This window comes from Salipiger mucosus DSM 16094 (assembly GCF_000442255.1).
GTDB lineage: Bacteria > Pseudomonadota > Alphaproteobacteria > Rhodobacterales > Rhodobacteraceae > Salipiger > Salipiger mucosus.
The window spans coordinates 72744-98450 of record NZ_KE557284.1; the positions used below are offsets into that span (position 1 = coordinate 72744).

20 protein-coding genes and 1 riboswitch are annotated in these 25707 nt (G+C 69.2%); of the genes, 11 read left to right on the forward strand and 9 right to left on the reverse strand.

What is annotated here, in order from left to right; genetic code table 11:
* Positions 1–80 precede the first annotated feature (80 nt).
* Together SALMUC_RS23735 and SALMUC_RS23740 are read right to left on the reverse strand one after the other, a co-directional pair.
* Positions 81–1910 (reverse strand): M3 family oligoendopeptidase, encoded by a 1830-nt coding sequence (locus tag SALMUC_RS23735; protein ID WP_020043100.1) that lies wholly within the window; start codon positions 1908–1910, stop codon positions 81–83.
* An 81-nt stretch (positions 1911–1991) separates the two neighbouring features.
* The gene (locus SALMUC_RS23740) at positions 1992–2873 is read right to left on the reverse strand and encodes a hypothetical protein (protein ID WP_020043099.1); all 882 of its coding nucleotides are present in this window, start codon (positions 2871–2873) and stop codon (positions 1992–1994) included.
* 210 nt (positions 2874–3083) lie between these two features.
* On the opposite strand from SALMUC_RS23740, the gene SALMUC_RS30685 reads away from it, so the two are divergent.
* Positions 3084–4094 carry a hypothetical protein gene (locus SALMUC_RS30685; protein ID WP_020043098.1) on the forward strand — a complete coding sequence of 337 codons (1011 nt, stop codon included), beginning with the start codon at positions 3084–3086 and terminating at the stop codon, positions 4092–4094.
* A gap of 1 nt (position 4095) precedes the next feature.
* On the opposite strand, the gene SALMUC_RS23750 is transcribed toward SALMUC_RS30685, so the two are convergent.
* The 4 genes from SALMUC_RS23750 to SALMUC_RS23765 are packed head-to-tail and all read right to left on the reverse strand — an operon-like array spanning position 4096 to position 7998.
* Entirely contained in the window at positions 4096–5688 is a 1593-nt protein-coding gene (locus SALMUC_RS23750; protein ID WP_020043097.1) for an ATP-dependent DNA ligase, read from the reverse strand.
* Positions 5685–6698 (reverse strand): ligase-associated DNA damage response exonuclease, encoded by a 1014-nt coding sequence (locus SALMUC_RS23755; RefSeq protein WP_156883639.1) that lies wholly within the window; start codon positions 6696–6698, stop codon positions 5685–5687. The genes SALMUC_RS23750 and SALMUC_RS23755 overlap by 4 nt, the downstream gene beginning before the upstream one ends.
* A gap of 36 nt (positions 6699–6734) precedes the next feature.
* Positions 6735–7706, reverse strand: a complete 972-nt coding sequence (locus SALMUC_RS23760) for an alpha/beta fold hydrolase (RefSeq protein ID WP_020043095.1) — start codon at positions 7704–7706, stop codon at positions 6735–6737.
* Position 7707: 1 nt separating this feature from the next.
* Positions 7708–7998: an SCP2 sterol-binding domain-containing protein gene (locus SALMUC_RS23765; protein ID WP_020043094.1), complete on the reverse strand. Its 291-nt coding sequence runs from the start codon at positions 7996–7998 to the stop codon at positions 7708–7710.
* 83 nt (positions 7999–8081) lie between these two features.
* Here SALMUC_RS23765 and SALMUC_RS23770 point away from each other — a divergent pair, with 83 nt between their 5' ends.
* The 5 genes from SALMUC_RS23770 (at position 8082) to SALMUC_RS23790 (ending at position 13287) form a co-directional block, all read left to right on the forward strand.
* A complete protein-coding gene (locus SALMUC_RS23770) occupies positions 8082–8732 on the forward strand; it encodes a tetratricopeptide repeat protein (RefSeq protein WP_245584740.1) in 651 nt (216 codons plus the stop codon).
* Positions 8733–8769: 37 nt separating this feature from the next.
* Positions 8770–11718 (forward strand): helicase-related protein, encoded by a 2949-nt coding sequence (locus SALMUC_RS23775; protein ID WP_020043092.1) that lies wholly within the window; start codon positions 8770–8772, stop codon positions 11716–11718.
* Positions 11719–12099 carry an RNA-binding S4 domain-containing protein gene (locus tag SALMUC_RS23780; protein WP_020043091.1) on the forward strand — a complete coding sequence of 127 codons (381 nt, stop codon included), beginning with the start codon at positions 11719–11721 and terminating at the stop codon, positions 12097–12099.
* 48 nt (positions 12100–12147) lie between these two features.
* Positions 12148–12486 carry a ferredoxin FdxA gene (gene fdxA, locus SALMUC_RS23785; protein WP_020043090.1) on the forward strand — a complete coding sequence of 113 codons (339 nt, stop codon included), beginning with the start codon at positions 12148–12150 and terminating at the stop codon, positions 12484–12486.
* Between the two features lie 291 nt (positions 12487–12777).
* On the forward strand, positions 12778–13287 hold the full coding sequence (locus SALMUC_RS23790) for a CarD family transcriptional regulator (protein WP_020043089.1): 510 nt from the start codon (positions 12778–12780) through the stop codon (positions 13285–13287).
* Between the two features lie 79 nt (positions 13288–13366).
* Here SALMUC_RS23790 and SALMUC_RS23795 read toward each other — a convergent pair whose 3' ends face one another.
* A complete protein-coding gene (locus tag SALMUC_RS23795) occupies positions 13367–15238 on the reverse strand; it encodes a monovalent cation:proton antiporter-2 (CPA2) family protein (protein ID WP_020043088.1) in 1872 nt (623 codons plus the stop codon).
* A gap of 191 nt (positions 15239–15429) precedes the next feature.
* Positions 15430–15507, forward strand: a riboswitch (SAM riboswitch).
* A gap of 71 nt (positions 15508–15578) precedes the next feature.
* Here SALMUC_RS23795 and metZ point away from each other — a divergent pair.
* The 4 genes from metZ to SALMUC_RS23815 all read left to right on the forward strand — a co-directional run bounded on the left by metZ (position 15579) and on the right by SALMUC_RS23815 (position 19854).
* Positions 15579–16760 carry an O-succinylhomoserine sulfhydrylase gene (gene metZ / locus SALMUC_RS23800; protein WP_020043087.1) on the forward strand — a complete coding sequence of 394 codons (1182 nt, stop codon included), beginning with the start codon at positions 15579–15581 and terminating at the stop codon, positions 16758–16760.
* 104 nt (positions 16761–16864) lie between these two features.
* Entirely contained in the window at positions 16865–17959 is a 1095-nt protein-coding gene (folE2, locus tag SALMUC_RS23805) for a GTP cyclohydrolase FolE2 (RefSeq protein ID WP_021120905.1), read from the forward strand.
* A 163-nt stretch (positions 17960–18122) separates the two neighbouring features.
* Positions 18123–18350 carry a hypothetical protein gene (locus SALMUC_RS23810; RefSeq protein WP_020043085.1) on the forward strand — a complete coding sequence of 76 codons (228 nt, stop codon included), beginning with the start codon at positions 18123–18125 and terminating at the stop codon, positions 18348–18350.
* Positions 18351–18405: 55 nt separating this feature from the next.
* On the forward strand, positions 18406–19854 hold the full coding sequence (locus tag SALMUC_RS23815; protein ID WP_020043084.1) for a TrkH family potassium uptake protein: 1449 nt from the start codon (positions 18406–18408) through the stop codon (positions 19852–19854).
* A 106-nt stretch (positions 19855–19960) separates the two neighbouring features.
* Here SALMUC_RS23815 and SALMUC_RS23820 read toward each other — a convergent pair whose 3' ends face one another.
* Both SALMUC_RS23820 and SALMUC_RS23825 read right to left on the reverse strand, forming a co-directional pair.
* The gene (locus SALMUC_RS23820; RefSeq protein ID WP_020043083.1) at positions 19961–23119 is read right to left on the reverse strand and encodes a valine--tRNA ligase; all 3159 of its coding nucleotides are present in this window, start codon (positions 23117–23119) and stop codon (positions 19961–19963) included.
* 875 nt (positions 23120–23994) lie between these two features.
* Entirely contained in the window at positions 23995–24213 is a 219-nt protein-coding gene (locus SALMUC_RS23825) for a DUF1127 domain-containing protein (protein ID WP_021120906.1), read from the reverse strand.
* 236 nt (positions 24214–24449) lie between these two features.
* Between SALMUC_RS23825 and SALMUC_RS23830 the strand changes: the two genes are divergently transcribed.
* Positions 24450–25520, forward strand: coding sequence for an Mrp/NBP35 family ATP-binding protein (locus SALMUC_RS23830; protein ID WP_020043081.1), 1071 nt, complete (start codon positions 24450–24452; stop codon positions 25518–25520).
* The last annotated feature ends 187 nt before the right edge of the window (positions 25521–25707 follow it).

The window sequence follows — 25707 nt, forward strand, 5'->3', positions numbered from 1 at the left end:
CGCGCCGGCGCAGGCCGCGCCAGCGCCGCGTGCGGCCCCGCTCGGGGCGCTGCTGCGGCGGGCGCGGCGGAGCCATGGGCTCAGTCCTCCATCGCCTCGAGCTCGTCGATGAAGCCCTCGATCATGCCGAGGCCGGTCTGCCAGAAGGCGGGGTCCGTGGCATCGAGCCCGAAGGGCGCGAGCAGCGCCTTGTGGTGCTTGGAGCCGCCCGCCTTGAGCATCTCGAAGTACTTGTCCTGGAAGCCCTCGGGGGAGGCCTCGTAGGTGGCGTAGAGCGCGTTCACAAGCCCGTCGCCGAAGGCATAGGCGTAGACGTAGAAGGGCGAGTGCACGAAGTGCGGGATGTAGGCCCAGAAGCACTCGTAGCCCGGCATGAAGTCGAAGGCGGGTCCGAGGCTCTCGGCCTGCACCGACATCCAGAGCGCGTTGATGTCGTCGGGGGTCAGCTCGCCCCCGCGGCGCGCCTCGTGCAGCTTGCACTCGAAGTCGTAGAAGGCGATCTGGCGCACGACCGTGTTGATCATGTCCTCGACCTTGCCGGCGAGCAGGACCTTGCGCTCGTTGTCGTCCCGCGCGTGGGCCAGCATGCGGCGGAAGGTCAGCATTTCGCCGAAGACCGATGCGGTTTCCGCGAGCGTGAGCGGGGTCGAGGAGAGCATCTCGCCCTGGCCGGCGGCCAGCACCTGGTGCACGCCGTGGCCCAGCTCGTGCGCGAGGGTCATCACGTCGCGCGGTTTGCCGAGGTAGTTGAGCATCACGTAGGGGTGCACCTCGGTCACCGTGGGGTGCGCGAAGGCGCCCGGGGCCTTGCCGGGGGTGACGGCGGCGTCGATCCAGCCCTTCTCGAAGAAGGGGCTGGCGATCTCGGCCATGCGGGGATCGAACTCGGTGTAGGCGTTCATCACCGTCTCGCGCGCCTCGGCCCAGTCGACCACGCGGTCGGTGGACATGGGCAGCGGCGCGTTGCGGTCCCAGACCTGCATCCGGTCGAGGCCCAGCCACTTGCGCTTGAGCTCGTAGTAGCGGTGCGAGAGGCGCGGGTAGGCGTCGACCACGGCGTTGCGCAGGGTCTCGACGACCTCGGGCTCGACGTCGTTGGCCAGGTGCCGGGCGGTCTGCGCCGAGGGCATGCCGCGCCAGCGGTCCATGACCTCCTTCTCCTTGGCCTGGGTGTTGTGCACGCGGGAGAAGGTCTTGATGTTCTCGGCGAAGACGCGGGCGAGTTCGCGGGCGGCGGCCTCGCGGGAGGCGCGGTCGGTGTCGGTGAGGTGGTTGAGCGTCGTCTCGATGCCCATGACCTCGTCGTTGACGGTGAACTCGAGCCCCGAGATCGTCTCGTCGAAGAGCTTCATCCAGGCGTCGCCCACCACGCCCATGTCGTGCAGGAACTTCTCGAGCTCGTCCGAGAGCTGGTAGGGCTTCATCGCGCGGATGCGGTCGAAGGCGGGCTTGTAGCGTGCCAGATCGGGATCGGCGTCGAAGAGGCCGTCGAGGTGCCCGTCGTCGAGGCGGTTCAGCTCGAGCGTGAAGAAGACCAGCGGGGTCGTGTAGGTGGTGATCTTTTCCTGCAGGTCCGACAGGTGCTTGGCACGGCCCGCGTCGGTGGTCTGCTGGTAGTAGCGCAGGCCCGCGTAGGACATGATGCGGCCCGCGACGGTCTCGATCTTCTCGTGGCGCTGGACCATCTCGAGGAAGCCCGCGGCGTCGAGATCGCCCAGTTTGCCCTCGTAGTCGGCGGCGAAGCGGGCGCAGGCCTCTTCCAGCCAGTCGAGATCGCGCTTCAGCTCGGGCGCGTCGGGGGCCGGGTAGAGGTCGGTCAGGTCCCATTCGGGCAGATCGCCCAGGTCGCGGGTGCCACCGCTGGCGTCGGCGTCGAAGAGGCGGCGGGGGCGGGGAAAGGCGTCGGTCATGGGCTCCTCGTGTGTCGTTTGCCCATGACGATAGGAGCCTGCCCCGCGGAAAGGCCAATGGCCGAGCGGGGAAATCGCGCGTCAGAAGCGGTGGGTCAGGCCGGCATGCAGGCCCGCCTCGCCGGTTCCGGCGGTGGCGCCGACGGCAAGCGTGTCGCTGGCGCCGAGCGCGTGTTCCGTGACCAGCCCGTAGCGGTCGGTGCCGCCGGAGCGCTCGACATGGGCCAGCGCCGAGAGCGTGGTGCGGGCGCCCGCGCGGTAGCTGAAATCGAGTTCTAGCGCGTCGCGGCCGTGCTCGGCGCCCGGGTGCAGGAGCGCGATGCCCGCCTCGGCGGCGCCCATGTCGCGGTGCAGGCCGAGCTTGGCGCTGGTGCCCTCGGGCGAGGCGTCCTGCGGGTGCCAGACACGCTCGACGGCGCCCTCGATGCGCCAGCCGCGCGCCTCGTGCGAGACGGCGGCCGAGACCGCGCGGAAGTCGCCCCGGGCGTCGTCGTGGAGCGAGAGGCTCCAGTCGAGCTCGCCCGTGGTCTGCGTGATCGAGAGGCCCAGCGGCACCGAGGTGTGGCGGAGGGCCGCGTCGGTAGCGAAGGAGCCAGCGGACTCGAAAAGCGCGTCCTCGGTCGCGGGCAGGATGCCCGCGAAGACCGAGGGCAGCACCGCGTCGTAGGCCGGGCGCACCACGCCGAGGCGGAGCGTGTCGCCCCAGTTCAGCGCCACGTAGGTCTCGTGCGGGTTGCTGGCCTCGCGGTAGAAGGAGAAGAGCCCCAGCTCCAGCGCGGGCAGCGCCGCGTGTCGGCCGAGCGGCAGCCGCAGCGTGGCGTCGAGCCGTCCGATGCCCGCGTCTTCGACCTCGGAGGAGAGGCCGGCGGAAAGGCTGCCTTCGAGTCGGAGGCCATCGGTCGCGCGCGCGGGAAGGGCGGCGAAGGCGCCGAGCAGGAGGGCGGAGAGCGGGGTGCGGATCATGGGGCGGGGCCTTGCGATGGAGTGGCCCTGATTGTCCCGTGGCGGGGGCCGGGCGCAAGGGCGGATCGCGCCCCGACTACGACTTTTGGCGGTATCCGCGACAAACGCAATCGCCGGATCGCGGGAAAGGCCGTAGCCTTGCGGCGCAGATTGCATGCAAGGGGCGGTGGCGCCGGGCGCCGCCGCGGACGAGTCAGGGGAGGAAATCACATGTCACAGAAACCGATCCTTTTCGGGGTTGGCGGCCTGGTGGTCGGCAGCGTCTTCGGGTTCCTGCTGGGCGGACAGGCCAGCGAGGGCCGCGTCGGCGCGGCGCTGGAACGGGCGCTGGCGCCCTCGCAGGAGGCCGAGGCGGAAGCCGCGAGCGCGCAGCAGGAGGCGATGACGGCCCAGCAGGAGACGCTGGCGGCGATGCAGGAGCGCCTGGCGGCGCTGGAGGAGGCGATGCCCGAGGGCGGCGCCAGCGCCGAGGACGTGCAGTCGGCGGTGTCCGAGCAGCTTGCCGGGTTCGAGGAGAGCCTGTCGGCGCGGCTGGCCGAGCTGTCGGAGGCCACGCAGTCGCAGGCCGAGAACCTGCGCGGCTCGCTCGACGAGCTGGCCAGCGGGCTGGAGCAGAGCGCGCGGGTGGCGGCGGCGGCCGTGGCCTCGAACGGTGGCGGCGGCGGTGGCGGTGCCACCGAGGGGATGGAAGTGACCGAGCCGCTGACCGTGGGCCAGACCGCGCTGTTCGCCGAGGGCGGCGTGCGCGCCTTCGTCTCTCGGATCAACGCGCAGGCGGGCTCGGTGCGGCTGTCGATCAACGGCGAGACGACCGAGATCGGCGTCGGCGGCGCGGCCCCGGTCTCGATCGAGGCGGGCGATTGCTCGGTCGCGGTCATGGGGCTGGAGAGCGAGGGCGTGACGCTGGGCTCGGACTGCAGCGATGCGCAGCCCTCGGGTGCGATGGAAGGCGACGCCGAGGCCGCGGGCAGCGCGCCGCCGGCGCCCGAGGAGGGCTTTGGCGTCGGCGAGGTCGCGCAGCTGGCGGACGGCGCGCTGCGGGTCTTCGTCTCGGGCATGGCCCAGGACGGCACGGCGGCGCGGATCGCGGTCAACGGCGTGACCACGCAGGTCGTGGGCTCGGGCGAGAGCGTCGAGGTCCAGTCCGGCGAGCAGAGCTGCACGGTCACGGTGACCGGCGTGGGCGACGGCATGGTCGGCCTCGAAGGGGCCTGCGGCTGAGTTACCCGTAGGCCTCAAGGAGTTGGCGCAGGTCGGCGAGCGTGTTCGCCTCCTGCGCCGGCTTGTCGTGGCGCCAGCGCGCCATGCGCGGAAAGCGCAGCGCGAGGCCCGACTTGTGGCGCGGGCTGTCGTGGATGCCCTCGAAGGCGATCTCGAAGACCTGCTCGGGGCGCACCTGCCGCACCGGGCCGAAGCGCTGGAGCGTGTTCCTGCGCACCCAGGCCGTGATCTGGCGGAACTCGGCGTCGGTGAGGCCGGAGTAGGCCTTGGTGAAGGGCACCAGCTCGTTGCCGTCCCAGGCCGCGAAGGTGAAGTCGGTGAAGAGGTTGGCGCGCCGCCCGTGGCCCTGCTGGGCGTAGATCATCACCGCGTCGACCGTGAGCGGGTCGAGTTTCCACTTCCACCAGTCGCCTTTCCGGCGCCCGTCGAGGTAGGGCGAGGCGCGGTGTTTGAGCATCACGCCCTCGGCGCGGAAATCGCGGGCCTTGGCGCGGGTTGAGGCGAGGTCCGCCCAGTCGTCGAAGGCGATGCGCGGCGAGGGGCGGACCGGGGCCTCGGGCGGCAGGCCCGCGAGCAGCGCGTCGAGTTTCTCGCGGCGCTCCGCGAGGGGGCGGTCGCGCAGGTCCTCGCCATCCACCTCGAGCAGGTCGTAGGCGAGCATGACGACGGGGGCCTCGGTGAGCAGCTTCTTCGGCACGGTCTTGCGCCCGATGCGCTTCTGCAGGGCATTGAAGGGCATGGGCTGGGTGCCGTCCCAGGCGAGGATCTCGCCGTCGAAGGCGGTGCCGGTCGGGAGGAAGTCCGCCGCGCGGGCAAGCTCGGGGAAGCGGTCGGTCATGAGCTCCTCGCCGCGCGACCAGACGTGGTGCCCGCCGCCGCGCAGCAGGAGCTGGCCGCGGATGCCGTCCCATTTCCACTCGGCCAGCCAGTCGCCGGGATCGCCCAGCGTCTCGGGCGCCTCGTCGAGCTGGTAGGCAAGGTAGAAGGGATAGGGGCGGCTCTCGTCGGCCTCGGGGTCCTCGGCCTCGATCAGGGCGTGCCAGCTGGTGCTCTCGGGCGTCCAGCCGCCCATGAGCCGGTGCGCGAGGTTGGCCTCGTCCCGGCCGGTGGCCTGCGCGAGGGCGCGGGTCATGATCTTGCGGCTGACGCCGATGCGGAAGCCGCCGGTGATGAGCTTGTTGAAGAGGAAGCGCTCGGTGGTGTCGAGCTCGTCCCAGGCGGCGAGGATGCGGGTCTTGCGGGCTTCGGGTTCCACTTTCGAAAGATCGCGCAAGTCGTTGATCCAGTGGGACAACGGGCGGTCGCTTTCACGCTCGGCCGGGGGCAGCACGAGGGTGATCGTCTCGGCCAGGTCGCCGACGATGGGATAGCTCTCCTCGAAGAGCCAGAGCGGGATGCCGGCGCGTTCGGCGGCCCATTCGCGCAGCTGCGTGGTGGTGACCGCGCGCCTGGGCCGGCGGCCGGAGAAGAGCGCCACGGTCCAGAGCTTGTCGTCGTCGGCGGCCTCGGTGAAGAATGCGGTCAAGGCCTTTGTTTTTGCCGTGGTTTTCGTGGTCTGGTCCACGGCGGTGAAGAGGCGGGCGAAGTCTTTCACGCGGCCTCCTCCGCGCTGTCGTCCTCGTCGCTGCCGAACTCGGTGGGCACGACCTGCGCATCAAAGCCGCGCGAGGTCAGCCAGCGCGCGAAGATGTCGGTGTAACCATGCGTCACGAATATCTTTTCGGCGCCCGTGGCCTCGATGGCCTGTTGCAATCCGTCCCAGTCGGCGTGGTCCGAGATCACGAAGCCGCGGTCGGCGGCGCGGCGGCGGCGCACGCCGCGCAGGCGCATCCAGCCCGAGGCGAAGCCGGTGGAGGCGGGCCCGAAGCGCCGCGCCCAGGGCGTGCCGAGCGCCGAGGGCGGCGCGACGACGAGCGCGCCGGGGTGCGCCTTGGGGTCGAGATCCGGCGTCACGCGCAGGGTGCCGGGCAGGGCGTAGCCCTGGGCGCGCAGCACCTCGTTGGTGTTCTCGACCGCGCCGTGGGTGAGGATCGGGCCGGTGCCCGCGTCGAGCATGGCCAGCAGGCGCTGCGCCTTGCCCAGCGAGTAGGCGCCGAGGATCGAGGCGCGGCCCTGCGCGGCGTTGGCGGCCCACCAGTCGTTGAGCGCCACGCGGACGCGGGCCTCGTCGTCCCACTTGAAGACCGGCAGGCCGAAGGTGCATTCGCTGACGAAGGCATGGCAGCGCAGTGGCTCGAAGGGCTCGGACAGGCCGTCGGGGGCGACCTTGTAGTCGCCCGAGACCACCCAGACCTCGCCGCCGACCTCGACGCGGACCTGCGCCGAGCCGGGGATGTGCCCCGCGGGGTGGAAGCTGACCGTGGCGCCGCCGATGCGCCGCGTCTCGCCGTAGCGGATGGTGTCGATGCTGATCTCGCCGAGGCGGTGGCGGATCACCGGCGTTGCGGCCTCGGTCGCGAGGTAGCGCCGGTGGCCGGGGCGCGCGTGGTCGGCGTGGCCATGCGTGATGAGCGCCCGGTCGACCGGGCGCCAGGGGTCGATGTGGAACCCGCCTGCGGGGCAGAAGATGCCCTGTTCGGTGAAGGTGAGGACCGGCTCGCGCATGAGCGCCATGATAGCGCGCGCGAGGGGCGGGGAAAGTCAGGCGCTGATGGCGTGGGCGCCCGCGCTTTCGGCGCCGCGGGCGAAGACCTCGGCCATCTGGCTGACGATGCGGCCGCGGGTGACCGCGTCCTCCATCAGCACCTCGTGCTCGGCGCCCTGGATCATCTCGAGCCGCCCGCCCGGCCAGCCGGCCATGCGCGTCTCGATCCGGGCGGCATCGACGATGCGCTCGTTGCTGCCGAGGAAGGTGATGCAGGGCATCGCGGGCGCGGGCAGGCGGGCCAGCGAGAGACATTCGCCGAGCGCCTGGTGCACCCAGCGCAGGCTGGGGCCGCCGAGCTGCAGCTCGGGCGCCTCGTGCACCTGGCGGCGCATGTAGTCCCAGCCCTCGCGCGAGGTGGTGAGCAGGTTGCCCTCGAAGGTGCCGGTGGCGGTGTAGCTGTCGGGGCCGGTGGAGGGCGCGTAGAGGTGATCCCAGCCCATGCGCGCGCTGGACCATCCCAGCGCCCAGGCGGCGGGACGCACGGGGGCGGCGATGCGGATACCCCACATCGGCGCGGTGAAGGCGCAGGCCGCGACGGGCAGCCCCTCGATCGCGGCGCGCAGCGCGATGCAGCCGCCCATCGAGTGCCCGTGCAGGAAGAGCGGTTTCGGCAGGCCGAGCTCGTTCACCGCGGCCATCACGGCCATGACGTCCTGCTGGTAGTCGCGAAAGAGGTGGACGTGCCCGGTGCGCCGGTCCTCGAGCATGCGGTCGGCAAGGCCCTGGCCGCGCCAGTCGACCGAGACGACGTGGTAGCCCCGGTCGGCGAAGTCGCGGGCGACGCGGCCGTATTTCTCGACATACTCGGTGCGGCCGGGGAAGAGCAGCACCGTGCCGATGGCGTCCTCGGGGCCGGGGTAGTGCGCGACGCGCAGCCGCAAGCCGTCGGGCGTGGTGGCCCAGAAGGCGCGGGCGCCTTCCGGCCCATCGGCCAGCTCGGCATGGAAGGGCGCCGCGCTCAGCATGTCACGAAAGCACCTGGCCGAGTCGCATGGCCGCGCCCATGTCGCCGTCGATGGCGAGCTTGCCGGACATGAAGGCGGCGGTCGGGTCGAGATCGCCGCCGAGGATCTGCTCGAAGGTGTCGGCATCGGCGGTGAGGGTCACGTCGGCATCGCCGTCGCCCGCGCGGGCGCCGTCGCCGTCCACGACGAGGCTGCCCTCGTCCTCGATCACGAATTTCGCCACGCCGTCGAATCCTTCGCCTGCGAGTTTCTTGTTCAGTGCCTCGACCGCCGCGTTGACAGTGTCGCTCATTCCAGGGTGCCCTTTCCGATCCGGGTTCACGAAAACCTGTGCTGGCAAATCAGCAAGGCTGCGTTACAGTCGGAACTATGAGCATGGCGCCGAACGAATTCAAATCTACCGTGGCGGCACTCGCCGTCACAGTCATGATTTCCCTACCCGCCGTCGCGGTGGCCCAGGAGGCGCCCGGCGAAGGTCAGCCGGGCGAAAGCTTCCAGGTGCCGAAAGTGCCGGGGCCGGTGGCGCCCGACGCGCCCGAGGAGGCCGAGACCGACACGCGCTCGCTGATCGAGGACCTCGCGCAGGCCGACAGCGCCGCCGCGGCCGACCGGATCGAGCGGGAGATCTTCCGCCAGTGGTCGAAGTCGGGCTCGCCGGCGATGGACCTGCTGCTGAAGCGGGGCCGTGATGCCCTGGAGGTGGACAAGGTGGATGTCGCGCTGGAGCATCTGCGTGCGCTCACCGACCATGCGCCCGAGTTCGCCGAGGGCTGGCACACGCTGGCGCTGGCCTACTACCAGGCCGAGATGTACGGGCCGACGATGGATGCGCTCGAGCACACGCTGGCGCTGAATCCCGATCATTTCGGGGCGCTGCGCGGGGTGGCGGCGATCCACGAGCAGACCGGAGACCCGGCGCGCGCCTACGAGGCCTATGCGCGGGTTCGCGAGATGCGGCCGCACGACGAGGCGGTGATCAGCGCGATGGAACGCCTTGCACCCGAGGTGCAGGGCATCGATATCTAGGGCAACGACGCACCCGAACCGGAAGGCAGGCCCGGGGATGCCCCAGAGCGCACGGATCGCGGCCGTTCTCGGCCCGACCAATACAGGCAAGACTCACTACGCGATCGAGCGGATGCTCGGGCACAGGACCGGGATGATCGGGCTGCCGCTGCGGCTGCTCGCCCGCGAGGTCTATGACAAGATCGTCGCCGCGCGCGGCCCCTCGGTGGTGGCGCTGATCACCGGCGAGGAGCGCATCGTGCCGCCGCGCGCCCAGTACTGGGTCTGCACGGTCGAGGCGATGCCCGAGGGCATGGGCTGCGATTTCGTGGCCATCGACGAGATCCAGCTCTGCGCCGATCCCGAGCGGGGGCATGTCTTCACCGACCGCCTGATGCGGGCGCGGGGGCTGCACGAGACGCTGTTCCTGGGCTCGGACACCATGCGCGGGCCGATCTCGCAGCTGGTGAAGGGCTGCGAGTTCGTCCGGCGCGAGCGGATGAGCCAGCTGGGCTACCTCGGCTCGAAGAAGCTGAGCCGGATGCCGGCGCGCAGCGCCATCGTGGGGTTCTCGGTCGACAACGTCTATGCCATCGCCGAGCTGATCCGCCGGCAGAAGGGCGGCGCCGCGGTCGTCATGGGCGCGCTGAGCCCGCGGACGCGCAACGCGCAGGTCGAGCTCTACCAGAACGGCGAGGTCGACTACCTCGTGGCGACGGATGCCATCGGGATGGGGCTGAACCTCGATATCGACCACGTGGCGTTCTCCTCGCTCACGAAGTTCGACGGGCGGCGGATGCGGCCGCTGCAGCCCAACGAGCTGGCGCAGATCGCCGGCCGCGCGGGGCGGGGGATGCGCGACGGCACCTTCGGCACCACGGGCGACGCGGGCCAGATCCCCGACGAATGGGCCGAGGCGATCTGCGACCACCGCTTCACCCCGCTGCGCAAGCTCAACTGGCGCAACCCGCACCTGCGGTTCGGCTCGATCGACACGCTGGTCAACTCGCTCGAGGAGGCGCCGGACGACCCCAGCCTCGTGCGGGCGCGCGAGGCCGACGACCTGAAATCGCTCAAGACGCTGTCCTCGGAGGCCGAGGTGCAGGCGCGGGCCAGCTCGCCGCAGTCGGTGCAGCTTTTGTGGGACGTCTGCCGCATTCCCGATTTCCGCGGCATCAGTCACGCGGAACATGCGGGGCTCCTGACGGTTATCTTCAAGCATCTGCACGAGCGCGGCACCATTCCGCAGGACTTCGTCGCGCGGCAGATCAAGCGGATCGACCGCACCGACGGAGACATCGACACCCTGTCGAAACGTCTGGCGTTCATCCGCACATGGACCTATGTCGCGCAGCGGCGGGGCTGGGTCGATGACGAAATGCATTGGCGCGACACGACTCGCGCTGTAGAAGACGCCCTGTCCGACGCGCTGCACGCGCGTCTGACGCAGAGATTTGTAGACCGGCGCACCTCAGTGCTGCTGCGCCGGTTGAAGCAGAAGGAGGCCCTCTTGGCCGAGGTGAACGACAAGGGTGAAGTGACCGTCGAGGGCGAATTCGTCGGACGGCTCGAAGGGTTCCGGTTCCGTCAGGACGCCACCGCCGCCGGGCAGGAGGCGAAGACGCTGAAAACCGCGTCGTTGCAGGCGCTTGCGCCGCATTTCCACCTGCGCGCGGACCGGTTCTACAACGCGCCTGACACCGAGATCGACTTCACCGAGCAGGGCGGCCTGATGTGGGGCGAGCAGGCGGTCGGCAAGCTGGCGCGCGGGGACGATCCGATGAAGCCGCGCGTGGTCGCCTTCGTCGACGACAACGCCGGGCCGGACGTGGTGCAGAAAGTCGAGCGCCGTCTGCAGCATTTCATCGACCGCAAGATCGCCGCGCTCTTCGAGCCGCTGCTGAACATGCAGCGCGACGAGACGCTGACGGGGCTCGCGCGCGGGTTTGCCTTCCAGATGGTCGAGGCCATGGGCATCATTCCGCGCAGCCAGGTCGTGGACGAGGTCAAGCAGCTGGACCAGGAGGCGCGCGGCGCGCTGCGCAAGCACGGCGTGCGCTTCGGTCAGTTCACGATCTTCATGCCGCTGCTGCTGAAGCCCGCGCCGACGCGGCTGCGGCTGGTGCTGTGGTCGCTGGCGAACGATCTTGACGTCTTCCCCGAGGCGCCGCCGCCGGGGCTGGTGACCGTGCCGAACGACAAGGGCACGCCGATGCAGCACTACACGCTGTCGGGCTACCGCACGGCGGGCGCGCGGGCGATCCGCATCGACATGCTGGAGCGCCTCGCCGACATGGTGCGGGGCGAGGACAGCCGCGGCGGCTTCGAGGCCAAGGCCGACATGCTGTCGATCACCGGCATGACGCTGGAGCAGTTCGCCGACCTCATGGAGGGCCTGGGCTACCGCGCCGAGAAGGGCGAGCGGGCCAAGGTGAAGCCCGCCGACCAGGTCGTGACCGAGGCGCCCGATCCCTCGTCCGAGGCGGGCGAGGGCGAGCCGGTCATGGACGCCGCGCAGGAAGCGGCGAACCCGCCCGCCGCGATGCCCGATCCGGCCGAGGAGGAGACGCCCGCCGACGTGGCGGAGACGATCTCGGACGTGCCCGACGAGGGTGTCGCCCCGGTCGAGGACGAGGCGGCGCAGCCCGCCGAGGTCGATGACGGCATCCCCGAGGCGACCGAGGAGGAAATCCTGCCGGGCGAAAGCCCCGATGCCGCCATGGCGGGGCCGGAGATGGAGGTCTACTACACCTTCACCTGGGTCGGGAATCGCAACCGCAACCGCGGCGGTCCGCGCCGCGACGCCGAGGGCGGCGGTGGCCGGCAGGCGCGCGGCAAGCCCAAGGGCGGCGGCGCTCCGAAGGGCAAGGGCGGCAAGCCCAAGGGCAAGCCCCGCGGCGAGAAGAGCGGCCCGCGCAACTTTGAATCGCGGCCGCAGAAGAAGGACCGGATCGATCCGGACAACCCCTTCGCGGCGGCGCTCATGGGGCTCAAGGACAAGTCCTGAGTGGCGGAGGCCGCGTCCCGGATACGCCTCGACAAGTGGCTGTGGCATGCGCGTTTCTTCAAGACGCGCAGCCTGGCCGCCAAGGTCGTGGCGGCCGGTGTGCGGGTGAACGGCACGAAGATCGCCAAGCCTGCCTACGCGGTCGGGCCGGGCGACGTGGTGACCTTTGCGCAGGCCCGCGCGGTGCGCGTGATCCGCGTCGAGACCCCCGGCGAGCGGCGCGGACCGGCGTCGGAAGCGCAGCAACTTTACACCGACCTCGATCCGCCCAAGCCGAGGGAGAATACCGTTCCATCGGGTGCCCGTTCGGAAGACAATTCTCGTCCCACCAAGCGCGACCGCAGGAAACTCGATCTTCATCGATCCCGGGCGCTTGAATGATCTCTGGCGCTGGTCTAGCTAAGTCCCGACCAAGCTGAAGAGCCCGAAATGACCTACGTCGTCACCGACAACTGCATCGCCTGCAAATACACCGACTGCGTCGAAGTGTGCCCCGTGGACTGTTTCTACGAGGGCGAGAACGCGCTGGTGATCCACCCCGACGAGTGCATCGACTGCGGGGTCTGCGAGCCGGAGTGCCCCGCCGACGCGATCCGACCGGACACCGAGCCGGACATGGAGAAGTGGGTGGAGTTCAACCGCAAGTACTCGGAGATGTGGCCGGTCATCATCTCGAAGAAGGACCCGCTGCCCGAGGCGGACGAGCGGGACGGCGAGACGGACAAGCTCAACAAGTACTTTTCCGAGGCGCCGGGCGAGGGCGGCTGAGGCTGATTCGCAATGATGCCGAGCAAAGGCACGTAAAATCGGTGCAAGGATCGCGTAACGCCTTGGAAACGTTTCGTTTTACCAAGGCGTGCTCGCAATCCTACCATCGGGTGTGATTTTGTGGTAAAGTCTTGGGCACATGACGAAGCCATGCACACGCGGCCGGGGTTGGCGAAGCCTCGGTGTTTAATCTGAGACGGTTGTTGATAGACGAACGGGATGCAATGCAGGTCCGTCCGTCTTTTCTGTCGCCGGTGCATGCGTTTTCTGGCTGCTGAGGACTCTGTTGTAATGACCAAGACCAAGAAGAACGACTTCCGCCCGAACGACTACGTCGTCTATCCCGCGCACGGCGTGGGACAGATCATGTCGATCGAGGAGCAGGACGTCGCCGGCATGACGCTGGAACTCTTTGTGATCTCCTTCGAGAAGGACAAGATGACCCTGCGCGTGCCCACGCACAAGGCGACCGAGGTCGGGATGCGCTCGCTCTCGACGCCCGACGTGGTGAGCCAGGCGATGAAGACGCTCAAGGGCAAGGCCAAGGTGAAGCGGGCGATGTGGTCGCGCCGGGCCCAGGAATACGAGCAGAAGATCAACTCGGGCGACCTGATCGCCATCGCGGAGGTCGTGCGCGACCTGCACCGCGCCGACGACCAGCGCGAGCAGAGCTATTCCGAGCGTCAGCTCTACGAGGCCGCGCTCGAGCGTCTGACCCGCGAAGTGGCCGCCGTGAGCGGTGGCGACGAGCTGGCCGCCGCCCGCCAGGTGGACGAGGTGCTGGGCCTGCGCGCCGCCTGAGACTGACCCGGATTCCCGCAGCTGGGGCCGCGCCGATGGGCGCGGCCCTTTGCACGTCCGGGGTTCCGGCGCGCGTGCCTCAGGCGGCGTCGGTGTCGCGCTGGGTGATTGCCTGGAAGAGCGCCTGTTCCAGTTCCTTCTCGAGCTCCTGCGCGCGGCGGATGTAGGCTTCGTTCTCGGAGGGGGGGATGTTGGGGTCCCAGAGCTTGGCCAGCTCGCGCACTGTCTCGCGGTCGTGGTGGTAGAAGGTCTCCTGCGCGAGGGCGGCCTCGTATTCGGTCATGCCGGCCTCTTCGAGGACGTAGCGCCCGGCGCGCAGCGAGCTGTCGAAGAGCTCGCGCACGATCTTGTCGGCGCCGGCCTGGTAGAGCGCGTAGACATGGGTGCGGTCGCGGGCGCGGGCGACGATGAAGAGGTCCTCGCGCAGGCGCCGGGCAAAGCGCACCAGCTTGGTCGCGGCCTTGGGATCGTCGAGCGCCACCACCAGCACGCGGGCCTTGCCGATGCCGGCCGCGTGCAGCAGCTCGGGGCGGGTCGGATCGCCGAAGAAGCCCTTGATGCCGAAGCGGCGCATGAGCTCGATGGTCTTCATGTCGTTGTCGATGACCACGGTCTTGAAGCCCACGGACTGCACCAGCCGGTTCACGATCTGCCCGAAGCGGCCGATGCCCGCGACGATGATGGGCTGCTGTTCGTCGATCTCGTCGGGCGGGGGTGTCTTGGCGTCGCGCGCCTCGTCGAGCTGGTCCGAGAGCCGGTCGAAGAGGATGAAGAGCAGCGGCGTGATGAGCATCGAGAGCGCCACCACCAGCAACAGGCGCTGGCCCAGCCCCTGCGTCAGGATGTTGAGCTGCAGCGCGAAGGAGATCAGCACGAAGCCGAATTCGCCCGCCTGCGCCAGCGAGAGCGTGAACAGCATGCGGCTGCGCTTGCGCAGGGCGAAGAGCCGCGCGAGCCCGTGCAGGATCAGGCCCTTGAGCAGCGTGAGCCCCAGCGCCAGCCCGAGGATCACGAAGGGTTCGGACATGAAGGCGCCGAGGTCGATGCCCGCGCCGACGGTGATGAAGAAGAGCCCCAGCAGCAGCCCCTTGAAGGGGGCGATGTCGGATTCGAGCTGGTGGCGGAACTCGGAGTTGGCCAGCACAACGCCCGCGAGGAAGGTGCCGAGCGCGGGGGAGAGGCCCACGAGCTCCATCAGGAAGGCGATGCCCACGACGATGAGCAGCGCGACGGCGGTGAACATCTCGGGCAGGCGCGAGGCGTTGATGTGCCGGAAGAGCGGCCGGGCGCCGTAGATGCCGGCGACGATGATGAGCGCGATGGCCGCCAGCGTGACCAGCGCCACGCCCCAGCCGGGCAGGCCCTCGACCAGCGACATGGCGTGTTCCTCGCCGTGGTCGGGCAGGTGGATCGAACCGTCCTCGGCGATGCTGGCAGAGGTGCCGGGCGCGAGCAGGGGCAGCAGGATCAGCATGGGGATCACGGCGATGTCCTGCGTCAGCAGCACGGAAAAGGCCGATCGCCCGCCGCCGGTCTGCATGAGGCCCTTCTCGCTGAGGGTCTGCAGCACGATGGCGGTCGATGACAGCGCCAGGATCATGCCCACCGCCAGCGCGGGCTGCCACGACAGGCCCATGAGCAGGGCGGCCAGCATGACGCAGGCCATGGTGATCCCGATCTGAAGCCCGCCCAGCCCCACGAGCCTGTGGCGCATGTCCCAGAGCGCGCGCGGCTCCAGCTCCAGGCCGATGAGGAAGAGCATCAGCACCACGCCGAACTCGGCGAAGTGGCGCAGGTCGTCGGTTGCGGCGACGAGGTGCAGGACGGGGCCGACGATCAGCCCGGCGAGCAGGTAGCCCAGCACCGAGCCCAGCCCGAGCCGTGCCGCGATGGGAACCGCGATGACCGCCGCGGCGAGATAGACGGATGCCTGAAAGAGAAAACCGTGCATGATGATCCTGCTCGAAATCGCTGGCGTCATGATGGGCCGAGCGGGCCCGGAAAGACAACCGCTTCACGGAGCCGCAGGGCGACGGATTGTGTGGCAGCACTGGTCAGAAATCGGGAGGTCGCGGCGCAGGGGCGCGCGCGAGCCGGGCAATTCCCGCCCTCGGACTTGACCCTGCGTCGGAAGCGGCGTAACCGACTGGGCGTGGCGATTTGTTACCGGATTGCGGGCCACGTTAAACACGCCGCTAAAGAGGTCGAAGGAAAGAGCCCCTTTCGCTTTGACCGCGAACGGGGCTTTTTTCATGGCGCGCCGGGGGCGCGGCCGATCGAAGGGAATGACAATGACGAAACAGGGCAAACGCACGCAGCTCGTGCATGGCGGCACCAAGCGCAGCCAATGGGGCGAGCTGTCCGAAGCGATCTTTCTGACCCAGGGCTTCGCCTATGACAGCGCGGAGCAGGCCGAGGCACGGTTCATCAAGACCGAGCCCGGGGAATTCATCTACGCACGCTACGGCAACCCCACGGTCGCCATGTTCGAGGAGCGCATCGCGCTGCTCGAGGGCGCCGAGGATGCCTTTGCGACCGCCAGCGGCATGGCGGCGGTGAACGGCGCGCTGATGGCGCTGCTGCAGGCCGGCGACCGCGTGGTCGCGGCGCGGGCGCTGTTCGGCTCGTGCCTCTACATCCTCGAGACCATCCTGCCGCGCTTCGGCGTCGAGGTGGTCTTCGTCGACGGCTCGGACCTGAAGGCCTGGGACGAGGCGCTGCAGGGCGGCGCCAAGGCCGTCTTCTTCGAGAGCATGGCGAACCCCACGCTCGAGCTGGTGGACGTCGCGGGCGTGTGCAAGCTGGCCCATGCGGCCGGCGCCACGGTGATCGTGGACAACGTCTTTTCGACGCCGGTCTTTTCCAACGCCGTCGACGAGGGCGCCGACATCGTGGTCTATTCCACGACCAAGCACATCGACGGGCAGGGCCGGGCGCTGGGGGGCGTGATCCTCGGCACCCGCGACATGATCCGCGGCACGGTCGAGCCCTTCATGAAGCACACCGGCGGCTCCATGAGCCCCTTCACGGCCTGGATCATGCTCAAGGGCCTCGAGACCATCGACCTGCGGGTGCGGGCGCAGGCCGCCTCGGCCAAGGCCATCGCCGAGGCGCTGCAGGGCCACGAGAAGCTTGCCAGCGTCACCTATCCGGGGCTGCCGGCGCATCCCCAGTACGAGCTGGCGCAGCGCCAGCTGAGCGGCTCGGGCGGCACCATGGTGTCCTTCGACCTCAAGGGCGGCAAGGCGGCGGCCTTCAAGCTGTCGAACGCGCTGGAGACGATCCTGATCTCGAACAACCTCGGCGATGCCAAGTCCATCGCGACGCACCCGGCGACCACGACGCACCAGCGGCTGGCGCCCGAGCAGCGCGAGTCGCTGGGGATCGGCGACGGGCTGATCCGCCTGTCGGTCGGCATCGAGGATCCCGAGGACCTGATCGCCGATCTGCGGCAGGCACTCGACGCGGTCTGAGGGAAGGAGTGATCCATCCTTCCCCGTCCGGCGTAAAACTGTTGGAATTCGCGGTGCGACGTTCCTATGTCAGTTGCAGACCAACGCCCGAGGGGAGGGCCGAGATGAACCTTCATACGCCCGAGATCGACCGCAAGCCCAGCGAAGAGGAAGCGCGCGCGGCGCTCGAGCTGCTGCGCCGCTACACCTCCAAGGCGCAGGACGCCGAGATCGAGGCGCTCGACCCGGCGCTCGGCGCGCTGGTGCCGGGCGCCTCGGCCTACCCGGAGCTGTCTCGGGACTATCCCGAGGGATTCGACGCGGACGCCGACTACAAGGCGACGCTGCCCGACCTGCAGAACGGCCCCTCGGCGCTGATCCGCGGCGAGAACCGGGCGATCCAGCACGTCGGCATCTCGAACTTCCGCCTGCCGATCCACTACCACACGCGCGACAACGGCGATCTGATGCTCGAGACCTCGGTGACCGGAACGGTCAGCCTCGAGGCCGACAAGAAGGGCATCAACATGTCGCGCATCATGCGCAGCTTCTACCGCCACGCGGAGAAGACCTTTTCCTTCGAGGTGATCGAGGCGGCGCTGGACGACTACAAGTCCGACCTCGAGAGCTTCGACGCGCGCATCCAGATGCGGTTTTCCTTCCCGATGAAGGTCGAGAGCCTGCGCTCGGGCCTGTCGGGCTACCAGTATTACGACATCGCGCTGGAGCTGGTCGAGACCGCGGGCGTGCGGCGCAAGATCATGCACCTCGACTACGTCTACAGCTCGACCTGCCCCTGTTCGCTGGAACTGAGCGAACATGCCCGGCGCGAGCGCGGGCAGCTGGCGACGCCGCACTCGCAGCGCTCGGTGGCGCGGATCTCGGTCGAGCTGGCCGAGGGCGACTGCCTGTGGTTCGAGGATGTGATCGACATGTGCCGCGCCGCGGTGCCCACCGAGACGCAGGTCATGGTCAAGCGCGAGGACGAGCAGGCCTTCGCCGAGCTCAACGCCGCCAACCCGATCTTCGTCGAGGACGCCGCCCGGCTCTTTGCCGAGCGGCTGCAGGCCGAGCCCCGCGTGGGCGATTTCCGCGTGCTGGCGAGCCACCAGGAGAGCCTGCATTCGCACGACGCGGTCTCGGTGCTGACCGAGGGCGAGACCTTCGCCTCCGAGAGCCTCGACCCGCGGCTCTTCTCGTCGCTCTTCCACGTCGGCTGAGGCGCTGCCCGTCTGTCCTGTGCGGGGCAGGGCGGCGGCGCCCTGCCGATGACGTTGCGGATTTGCTGCGTTGCAGCAATTCGTGATCGCCGAACTCATGATTTCTTCACGAATCTGCCTAGACTCCTTTGCGGGAGGAAACCGCAACACAGGAGGTTTCCGGATGACCGCAGACAACATCCGCATCGGCATGGGGCACGGCTCGCTCATGGGCCGCATCGACGGCTTCTTTCTCGGCCTCGGGCTGGGGGTGAACCCCTATTCGCTGCGCCGGGCCCGCATGCGCGAGCTCATCGCGCTGGAGTCGAAATCCGACGCCGATCTCGCCCGCATGGGCCTCACCCGCGACCAGATCGTGCCCCACGTGTTCCGCGACCTGCTGGCGGGCTGACGGAGGCACCGGGGCCGCTTGACAGCCGCGAACGGGCACGCCAACGCTGCGCCTCATGTTCGATGTCCGTCCCGTCGCCTATGTCATCGGCCTGCTGGTCGCCACGCTCGGCGCCTGCATGCTCCTGCCGATGCTCGTGGATATCGCCGAGGGGCGGGGCCAGTGGCATGTCTTCCTCGAATCCGCCATGGTCACGGTCCTCGCGGGCGGGCTCATGGCGCTGGCCTGCGCCAACGGCGTGAAGGAGGGGCTGACGCTGCAGCAGACCTTCCTGCTGACCACGCTGGTCTGGATCGCGCTGCCGCTCTTCGGCGCCATCCCCTTCGTGCTGGGGGCGACCGAGGCGCGCTTCGTCGACGCCTTCTTCGAGGCCATGTCGGGCCTGACGACCACCGGCTCGACGGTCTTCTCGGGGCTCGACGAACTGCCCAAGGGCCTGCTGCTCTGGCGCGGCATCCTGCAGTGGCTGGGCGGCATCGGCATCATTGTCGTCGCCATGGTCTTCCTGCCGGAGCTGCGCGTGGGCGGCATGCAGATCTTCCGCTCCGAGGCCTTCGAGACCATGGGCAAGATCCTGCCCCGCGCGACCGAGATCGCCTCCTCGATCTCGACCATCTACGTGGGCCTGACGATGGCCTGCGCGGTCTCCTACCTGCTCTGCGGGATGGGCGCCTTCGACGCCACGGTGCACGCGCTGACCACCGTCTCGACCGGGGGATTCGCCAACTACGACGCCAGCTTCGGCGCCTTCTCGGGGCCGGCGGAATACGTCGCCACGGTCTTCATGATCTCGGCCGCACTGCCCTTCGTGCGCTACGTCCAGATGCTGAACGGCGGGCACGACGCGCTGCTGCGCGACAGCCAGGTGCGCAGCTTCCTCGCGACCATCGGCGTGCTCGTGGTGGTGGTCTCGGTCACGCTCCTGAGCATCTTCCCCCACCATCCCGAGCAGGCGGTGCGCGAGGCGCTCTTCAACATCACCTCGATCATCACCGGCACAGGCTACGCCAGCGTCGACTACATGGGCTGGGGCGCCTTCCTGATCACGCTGTTCTTCTTCATCGGCCTGATCGGCGGCTGCGCGGGCTCCACCGCCTGCTCGGTCAAGATCTTCCGCTACCAGCTGCTCTTCGCCTCGATCCGCGTGCAGCTGCGCCGCATCCGCGCCCCGCACGGCGTCTTCACCCCGCGCTTCGAGGGCCGCCCGGTCGACGACGGCACGCTCAGCTCGGTGCTCTCCTTCTTCGTCTTCTTCGTGGTCACGCTCGGCGTGCTCTCGGTGGCCCTCGGCATGACCGGGCTCGACTTCGTCACCTCGCTCTCGGGCGCCGCCACCACGCTGGGCAACATCGGCCCCGGCCTCGGCGACCGCATCGGCCCGGCGGGCAACTTCGCCACGCTCAACGACGCCGCGAAATGGATGCTGGCGCTGGCCATGCTGGTCGGCCGGCTCGAGCTCATGGCGGTCTACGCGCTCTTCACCGTGCGCTTCTGGCGCGGCTGACCGCGAAAAGGGCCGGGGCACCCGACAGCGCCCCGGCCCTTCTTCTTGTTCCAAATACGCAAAAGCGGCTGGCGGCGCAGCGCCGCGCCCGCGATGGCGCCCGGCCTCAGCCGATCTCCTCGAGACGCGCCAGCGCCTCGCGCAGCTTGGCCTCTTCCTCCTCGCGCGCGGCGAGGTTCTGCTCGGTCTCCTCGACCACCTCCTCGGGTGCGCTCTCGCGGAACTTGGGGTTCTTGAGCCGGCCGCGCAGACCGCCCAGCTCCTTGCCGAGCTTGGTCAGCGCTTTGTCCAGCCGCGCCTTTTCCTCCTCGACGTCGATGATCCCCGCCAGCGGCAGGCCGAAGGTCGCCCCGCCCACCGGCACGGTCACGCAGCCGCGCGGGAAGCTCTCGACCTCCTCGAGGCTCTCGAGCCGCGCCAGCCGCTTGATCAGCGCCGCGTTCTCGGTCCAGGCGGCGCGGGCGGCGTCGTTGAACTCGGTCACCAGCACCGGCACGTGAAGCCCGGCCGGCACGTGCATCTGCGCCCGGGCCGAACGGATGCCCTCGATCAGCGAGATCACCCAGGTCATCTCGCCGTCGGCGGCGGTGTCCAGCAGCTCGGCGGCCGTGTACTCGGGCCAGTCGGCATGCACGAGCATGCCCTCGCGGGTGCCCAGCGTCTCCCAGAGCTCCTCGGTGATGAAGGGCATGAAGGGATGCAGCAGCACGAGGCACTGGTCGATGACCCAGGACATGGTCTCGCGCGTCTCGCGCGCGACGGCCGCGTCCTCCGAGGCGAAGAGGGGCTTGGAGAACTCCACGTACCAGTCGCAGACCTTGCCCCAGACGAAGGCATAGAGCCCGTTGGCCGCGTCGTTGAAGCGGTACTCGGCCAGCGCCGTGTCCACTTCCTCGCGGATCTTGGCAGTCTCGCCCATGATCCAGCGGTTGAGCGTCGCCTCGGGCTTGGGCGTGACGCCGAGGCCCACCGCCTCGTTCATCTCGGCAAAGCGCGCGGCGTTCCAGAGCTTGGTGCCGAAGTTGCGGTAGCCCGCGACCCGCTCCTTCGAGAGCTTCAGGTCGCGCCCCATGGCCGCCATGGCCGAGAGGGTGAAGCGCACCGAATCCGCGCCGTATTCGTCGATGAGCTCGAGCGGGTCGATGACGTTGCCCACCGACTTCGACATCTTCCGCCCCTTCTCGTCGCGCACGAGGGCGTGGACGTAGACGGTGTGGAAGGGGATGTCGCCCACCACGGCGAGCTGCATCATCATCATCCGGGCGACCCAGAAGAAGATGATGTCGAAGCCGGTGATGAGCACGTCGGTCGGGAAATAGCGCTCCAGCTCGGGTGTCTGCTCGGGCCAGCCCAGCGTGCCGATGGGCCAGAGCCCCGACGAGAACCAGGTGTCGAGCACGTCCTCGTCGCGCCAGACCGGGTAGACGAGATGCGTCGGGTCCTGGCTGACGTTGTATTCCGCAAGGCTCTCGGCCAGGGCGTGCTCGGCGGCGGCCTTGTCGGCGACCTCGATGACCTGCATGCCGTTGAGCGGCGCGGGCAGGTCGCCGATCACGTCGACGAACTGCGCCTTCACCGCCTCGAAGTCGGTGGCGGCGTGGTGGCGCAGGCCGCGGCGCACGAAGCCCTCGACCAGCAGGCGCAGCAGCTCGACCTCGTCGAGATCGCCGTCGCCCTCGTCGTCGGTGAAATGCGAGGCGTGCAGGTTCAGGCCGTACCAGACGGGGATCTGGTGGCCCCACCACAGCTGGCGCGAGATGCACCAGGGCTCGATGTTCTCGAGCCAGTGGAAATAGACCTTCTTGTCGCGCTCGGGCAGGATCTGCGTGCGCCCGTCGCGCACCGCGTCCAGCGCGGGGCCGACGATCTTGTCGGTCGCCACGAACCACTGGTCGGTGAGCATGGGCTCGATCACCACCTTCGAGCGGTCGCCGAAGGGCTGCATGATCGGCTTGGCCTCGATCAGCGGGACGAGCTGCTCTTCCTCGTCGCGCGCCTCGCCGCCTTCCTCGGGCGCCTCGGGCTTCTTCTTGGGCTTGCCGAGCCGCGGGTCGTTGGCGGGCACCATGACCGCCAGCCCCTCGGCGGTGATCTCCTCGACGACCTTTGCGCGCGCCTCGAAACGGTCGAGCCCGCGCAGGTGGTCGGGCACGAGGTTGATCGTGTCGGTCTCGGCCTCGCCGAGCGTGCGCTCGCCCTGGGCGACCTCCATGGCGATGGCGGCGGCCTCGGCGTAGGGCGCGCCGTCGTCGCGCATCTGCGCCTTGGTGTCCATCAGCCGGTAGCAGGGGATGCTGCCGCGCTTGGCCACGAGGTAGTCGTTGAAGTCATGCGCGCCGGTGATCTTCACCGCGCCCGAGCCGAAGTCGGGGTCGGGGTAGTCGTCGGTGATGATCGGGATCAGGCGGCGGTGCTCCTTGGGCCCCACGGGGATCTCGCAGAGCTTGCCCACCAGCGGCGCGTAGCGCTCGTCCGAGGGGTGCACGGCCACCGCGCCGTCGCCCAGCATGGTCTCGGGGCGCGTGGTGGCGATCGAGATGTAGTCGCGCTCCTCGCGGAAGACGACGTTGCCGTCCTCGTCCTTCTCCAGGTACTCGTAGGTCTCGCCACCGGCGAGCGGGTACTTGAAGTGCCACATGTGGCCCGGCACCTCGGTGTTCTCGACCTCGAGGTCCGAGATCGCCGTCTCGAAATGCGGGTCCCAGTTCACCAGCCGCTTGCCGCGGTAGATCAGGCCCTTGTCGTACATCTCGACGAAGACCTTGATGACGGCGTCGTGGAAGTTGCCGTCCTCACCCTCGGGGGCGCCGGGGGCGCCGGACATGGTGAAGGCGTTGCGCGACCAGTCGCAGGAGGCGCCCAGGCGCTTGAGCTGGTTGATGATCGTGCCGCCGGAGTGCTGCTTCCACTCCCAGACCTTCTCGAGGAAGGCCTCGCGGCCCATCTCGCGCCGGCTCTCGTTGCCGGCCTTGGCCAGCTCGCGCTCGACGACCATCTGCGTGGCGATGCCCGCGTGGTCCTGGCCGGGCTGCCAGAGCGTGTCGAAGCCGCGCATCCGGTGCCAGCGCACGAGGATGTCCTGCAGCGTGTTGTTGAAGGCGTGGCCCATGTGCAGGCTGCCCGTCACGTTGGGCGGCGGGATCATGATGCAGAAGGTCTCGTCGCGGCGGGCGTTGGCGCCCGCGGCGAAGGCGCCTGCGCTCTCCCACTTGTCGTAAATCCGCGCCTCGGCCGTGGCCGCGTCGAAAGTCTTGTCCATCGCCATGGTCGGGGTCCCGTGCCTCGTCGTTCTCGGTTGCGCCTCGTCTAGCGAATGGCGCGGCCAAGGGGAAGGTGCAGGCTGCCGCAAACCGCCTTCGCGGGCCGGGGAAATGCGCCGAGCGGGGGCATTGGCGGGGGCGGGGACAATAAAAACGGCGGCACCCGGGAGGAGGAGGGGTGCCGCCGTCTGAAGATCGGACCCCCGGGAGGAGGAGGAGAGGAGGTCCGAATGACGTGGGCCGCGCGGCCCTTGTTCCGTGCGAGCGGCGGGCCGGGAGGAGGAGAGGCCCGCCGCTCTTTTGGAAGACCCCGGGAGGAGGAGTGGGGCCTTCGTCTCGTGGGGCGCAGGGCGCCCCGGTATCCGGTGCGGCGGACCCAGGGAGGAGGAGAGGGCCCGCCGCTGATCGGTCGCCCCAGGGAGGAGGAGAGGGGCTCCGAACCATCAGGGCCTGAATGGGCCCTCTTGTATGGTAGCGGCGGCACCAGGGAGGAGGAGAGGTGCCGCCGCGGATCGAAGGCGCCAGGGAGGAGGAGAGGCGCTTCGAACTCTGGGCCTTGCGGCCCGGTATGGGAGGTGCGGCGGGCTCAGGGAGGAGGAGAGAGCCCGCCGCGGATCGGTCGCCCCAGGGAGGAGGAGAGGGGCCCCGAACTGATCGGACCTTGCGGTCCATGTAGGGTGCGACGGTGCCAGGGAGGAGGAGAGGCACCGTCGCCGACACGAATGACCCAGGGAGGAGGAGAGGGTCTTCGATGCCGGGGGATCCGCGTGCGGACCCCGTTGTTCTTTGCGGCGGCGGCCTCGGGAGGATGAGTGAGGCCGCCGCCGATACCGGATGGCTCAGGGAGGAGGAGAGAGCCAGCCGGAACCGAATTCAGATATCAGGCCTCGTAGGCGGCCTGCCATGCCACGCGGCGGATCATCGAGCGGCTGAGGCCCAGGTCGCCGAGTTCACGGTCGCTGAGCGACTGCAGCTCGCTCATGGTCTGCTTGTAGAGACGGCGGCGCGCGGCGTTTTCGCGAAGGCCTTCCACGAAGGCCGAGATACGATTGCCCAAACCGCTTTGGGCACGAGTGGTGTCTTGCGTTGCGTATGCCATTTGCTTCATCTGCCTGTGCAGCGTTATTGCTGTGTTGGCCCTAACTTGGGGCAAATGCTGCAGCTGCACAATCCCGCCGAACCTCAATGCCGTTATGCAGGAGCTGCATGGACCCGGTGGCCCGAAAGCCCGCGTTCGCAAGGTGTTATGCGCAATGATTGGGCAGTCAGTGAACCTGCATTGCATGCCGTGCAAGGCGACCTTACGTCACCATGCACGAGCGGAAAGGAAACGGAATGACAGATCTCAAGGACGCCGTCCGGACGCGACTCGCGCAGTTCGATCTGCCCGACGGCGGCGACCTCGTTTCGCGCGACATGATTCGAGCGCTGGGGGTCGATGACGGCGCCGTGCGCTTCGTTATCGAGGCCCCGAGCCCGGAGATCGCGCGCCAAATGGAGCCGATGCGCAAGGCGGTGGAGGCGGCCGTGGCCGAGCTTCCGGGCGTTGCGAGCGTCAGCGTGGCGCTGACCGCGCACCAGGCCGAGAAGAAGCCCGAGGCGCCCTCGCTGAAAGTGGGCGGCCATCCCAAGCCGCAGCAGGAGAAGATGAACCCGCCGGGCGTGAAGTCGATGATCGCCGTGGGGTCCGGCAAGGGCGGCGTGGGCAAGTCCACCGTGGCCTCGAACCTCGCGGTCGCGCTCGCGCGGGCGGGCAAGAAGGTGGGGCTGCTGGATGCCGACATCCACGGGCCCTCGCAGCCGCGCATGTTCGGCGTGTCGAAACGCCCGGCGAGCCCCGACGGCAAGACCATCATCCCGCTGCAGGCGCATGGCGTGACGCTGATGTCGATCGGCTTCATGCTGCCCGAGGACAAGGCGGTCGTCTGGCGCGGGCCGATGCTCATGGGGGCGCTGCAGCAGATGCTGATGCAGGTCGAGTGGGGCGAGCAGGACGTGCTCATCATCGACCTGCCGCCGGGCACGGGCGACGTGCAGCTCTCGCTGGGGCAGAAGTCCGAGCTGACGGGGGGCATCGTGGTCTCGACGCCGCAGGACGTGGCGCTGCTGGACGCGCGCAAGGCGCTGGACGCCTTCGACACGCTCAAGGTGCCGGTGCTGGGCCTGATCGAGAACATGAGCATGTACGTCTGCCCCGAGTGCGGCCACGAGGCGCATATCTTCGGGCACGGCGGTGCCTCGGCCGAGGCCGAGAAGCTGGGCCTGCCGCTGCTGGCGCAGCTGCCCATCGACCTCGAGACCCGCGTGGCGGGTGACAGCGGCGCGCCGGTGGCGCTGGGTGACGGGGTGATGTCGCGGGCCTATGCGCAGCTCGCGGACCGGCTGGTCAAGGGCGGTCTCGTCTGAGGACGCCCTGCCGACCGGTCCCCGCCGCTGGCGGGGGCCGGGATCAGGCGGCGGCGCTGTTCAGTTGCAGGACGAGGTCCAGCACCAGCGCGGCCGGGTCCACGTTGACCGCCCGCGCGTGGCGCGCCCTGTCGCTGGCCGATTGCGCGCGCTGCGCCCAGGCGCGGCCCGCGGCGGCGTCGGGCGC

Coding starts and splice junctions, on each gene's coding strand:
- SALMUC_RS23735 (WP_020043100.1), bottom strand. CDS start 1,910: ATGACCGACGCCTTTCCCCGCCCCCGCCGCCTCTTCGACGCCGACGCC.
- SALMUC_RS23740 (WP_020043099.1), bottom strand. CDS start 2,873: ATGATCCGCACCCCGCTCTCCGCCCTCCTGCTCGGCGCCTTCGCCGCC.
- SALMUC_RS30685 (WP_020043098.1), top strand. CDS start 3,084: ATGTCACAGAAACCGATCCTTTTCGGGGTTGGCGGCCTGGTGGTCGGC.
- SALMUC_RS23755 (WP_156883639.1), bottom strand. CDS start 6,698: ATGCGCGAGCCGGTCCTCACCTTCACCGAACAGGGCATCTTCTGCCCC.
- SALMUC_RS23760 (WP_020043095.1), bottom strand. CDS start 7,706: ATGCTGAGCGCGGCGCCCTTCCATGCCGAGCTGGCCGATGGGCCGGAA.
- SALMUC_RS23765 (WP_020043094.1), bottom strand. CDS start 7,998: ATGAGCGACACTGTCAACGCGGCGGTCGAGGCACTGAACAAGAAACTC.
- SALMUC_RS23770 (WP_245584740.1), top strand. CDS start 8,082: ATGGCGCCGAACGAATTCAAATCTACCGTGGCGGCACTCGCCGTCACA.
- SALMUC_RS23775 (WP_020043092.1), top strand. CDS start 8,770: ATGCCCCAGAGCGCACGGATCGCGGCCGTTCTCGGCCCGACCAATACA.
- fdxA (WP_020043090.1), top strand. CDS start 12,148: ATGACCTACGTCGTCACCGACAACTGCATCGCCTGCAAATACACCGAC.
- SALMUC_RS23790 (WP_020043089.1), top strand. CDS start 12,778: ATGACCAAGACCAAGAAGAACGACTTCCGCCCGAACGACTACGTCGTC.
- SALMUC_RS23795 (WP_020043088.1), bottom strand. CDS start 15,238: ATGCACGGTTTTCTCTTTCAGGCATCCGTCTATCTCGCCGCGGCGGTC.
- metZ (WP_020043087.1), top strand. CDS start 15,579: ATGACGAAACAGGGCAAACGCACGCAGCTCGTGCATGGCGGCACCAAG.
- folE2 (WP_021120905.1), top strand. CDS start 16,865: ATGAACCTTCATACGCCCGAGATCGACCGCAAGCCCAGCGAAGAGGAA.
- SALMUC_RS23810 (WP_020043085.1), top strand. CDS start 18,123: ATGACCGCAGACAACATCCGCATCGGCATGGGGCACGGCTCGCTCATG.
- SALMUC_RS23815 (WP_020043084.1), top strand. CDS start 18,406: ATGTTCGATGTCCGTCCCGTCGCCTATGTCATCGGCCTGCTGGTCGCC.
- SALMUC_RS23820 (WP_020043083.1), bottom strand. CDS start 23,119: ATGGCGATGGACAAGACTTTCGACGCGGCCACGGCCGAGGCGCGGATT.
- SALMUC_RS23825 (WP_021120906.1), bottom strand. CDS start 24,213: ATGGCATACGCAACGCAAGACACCACTCGTGCCCAAAGCGGTTTGGGC.
- SALMUC_RS23830 (WP_020043081.1), top strand. CDS start 24,450: ATGACAGATCTCAAGGACGCCGTCCGGACGCGACTCGCGCAGTTCGAT.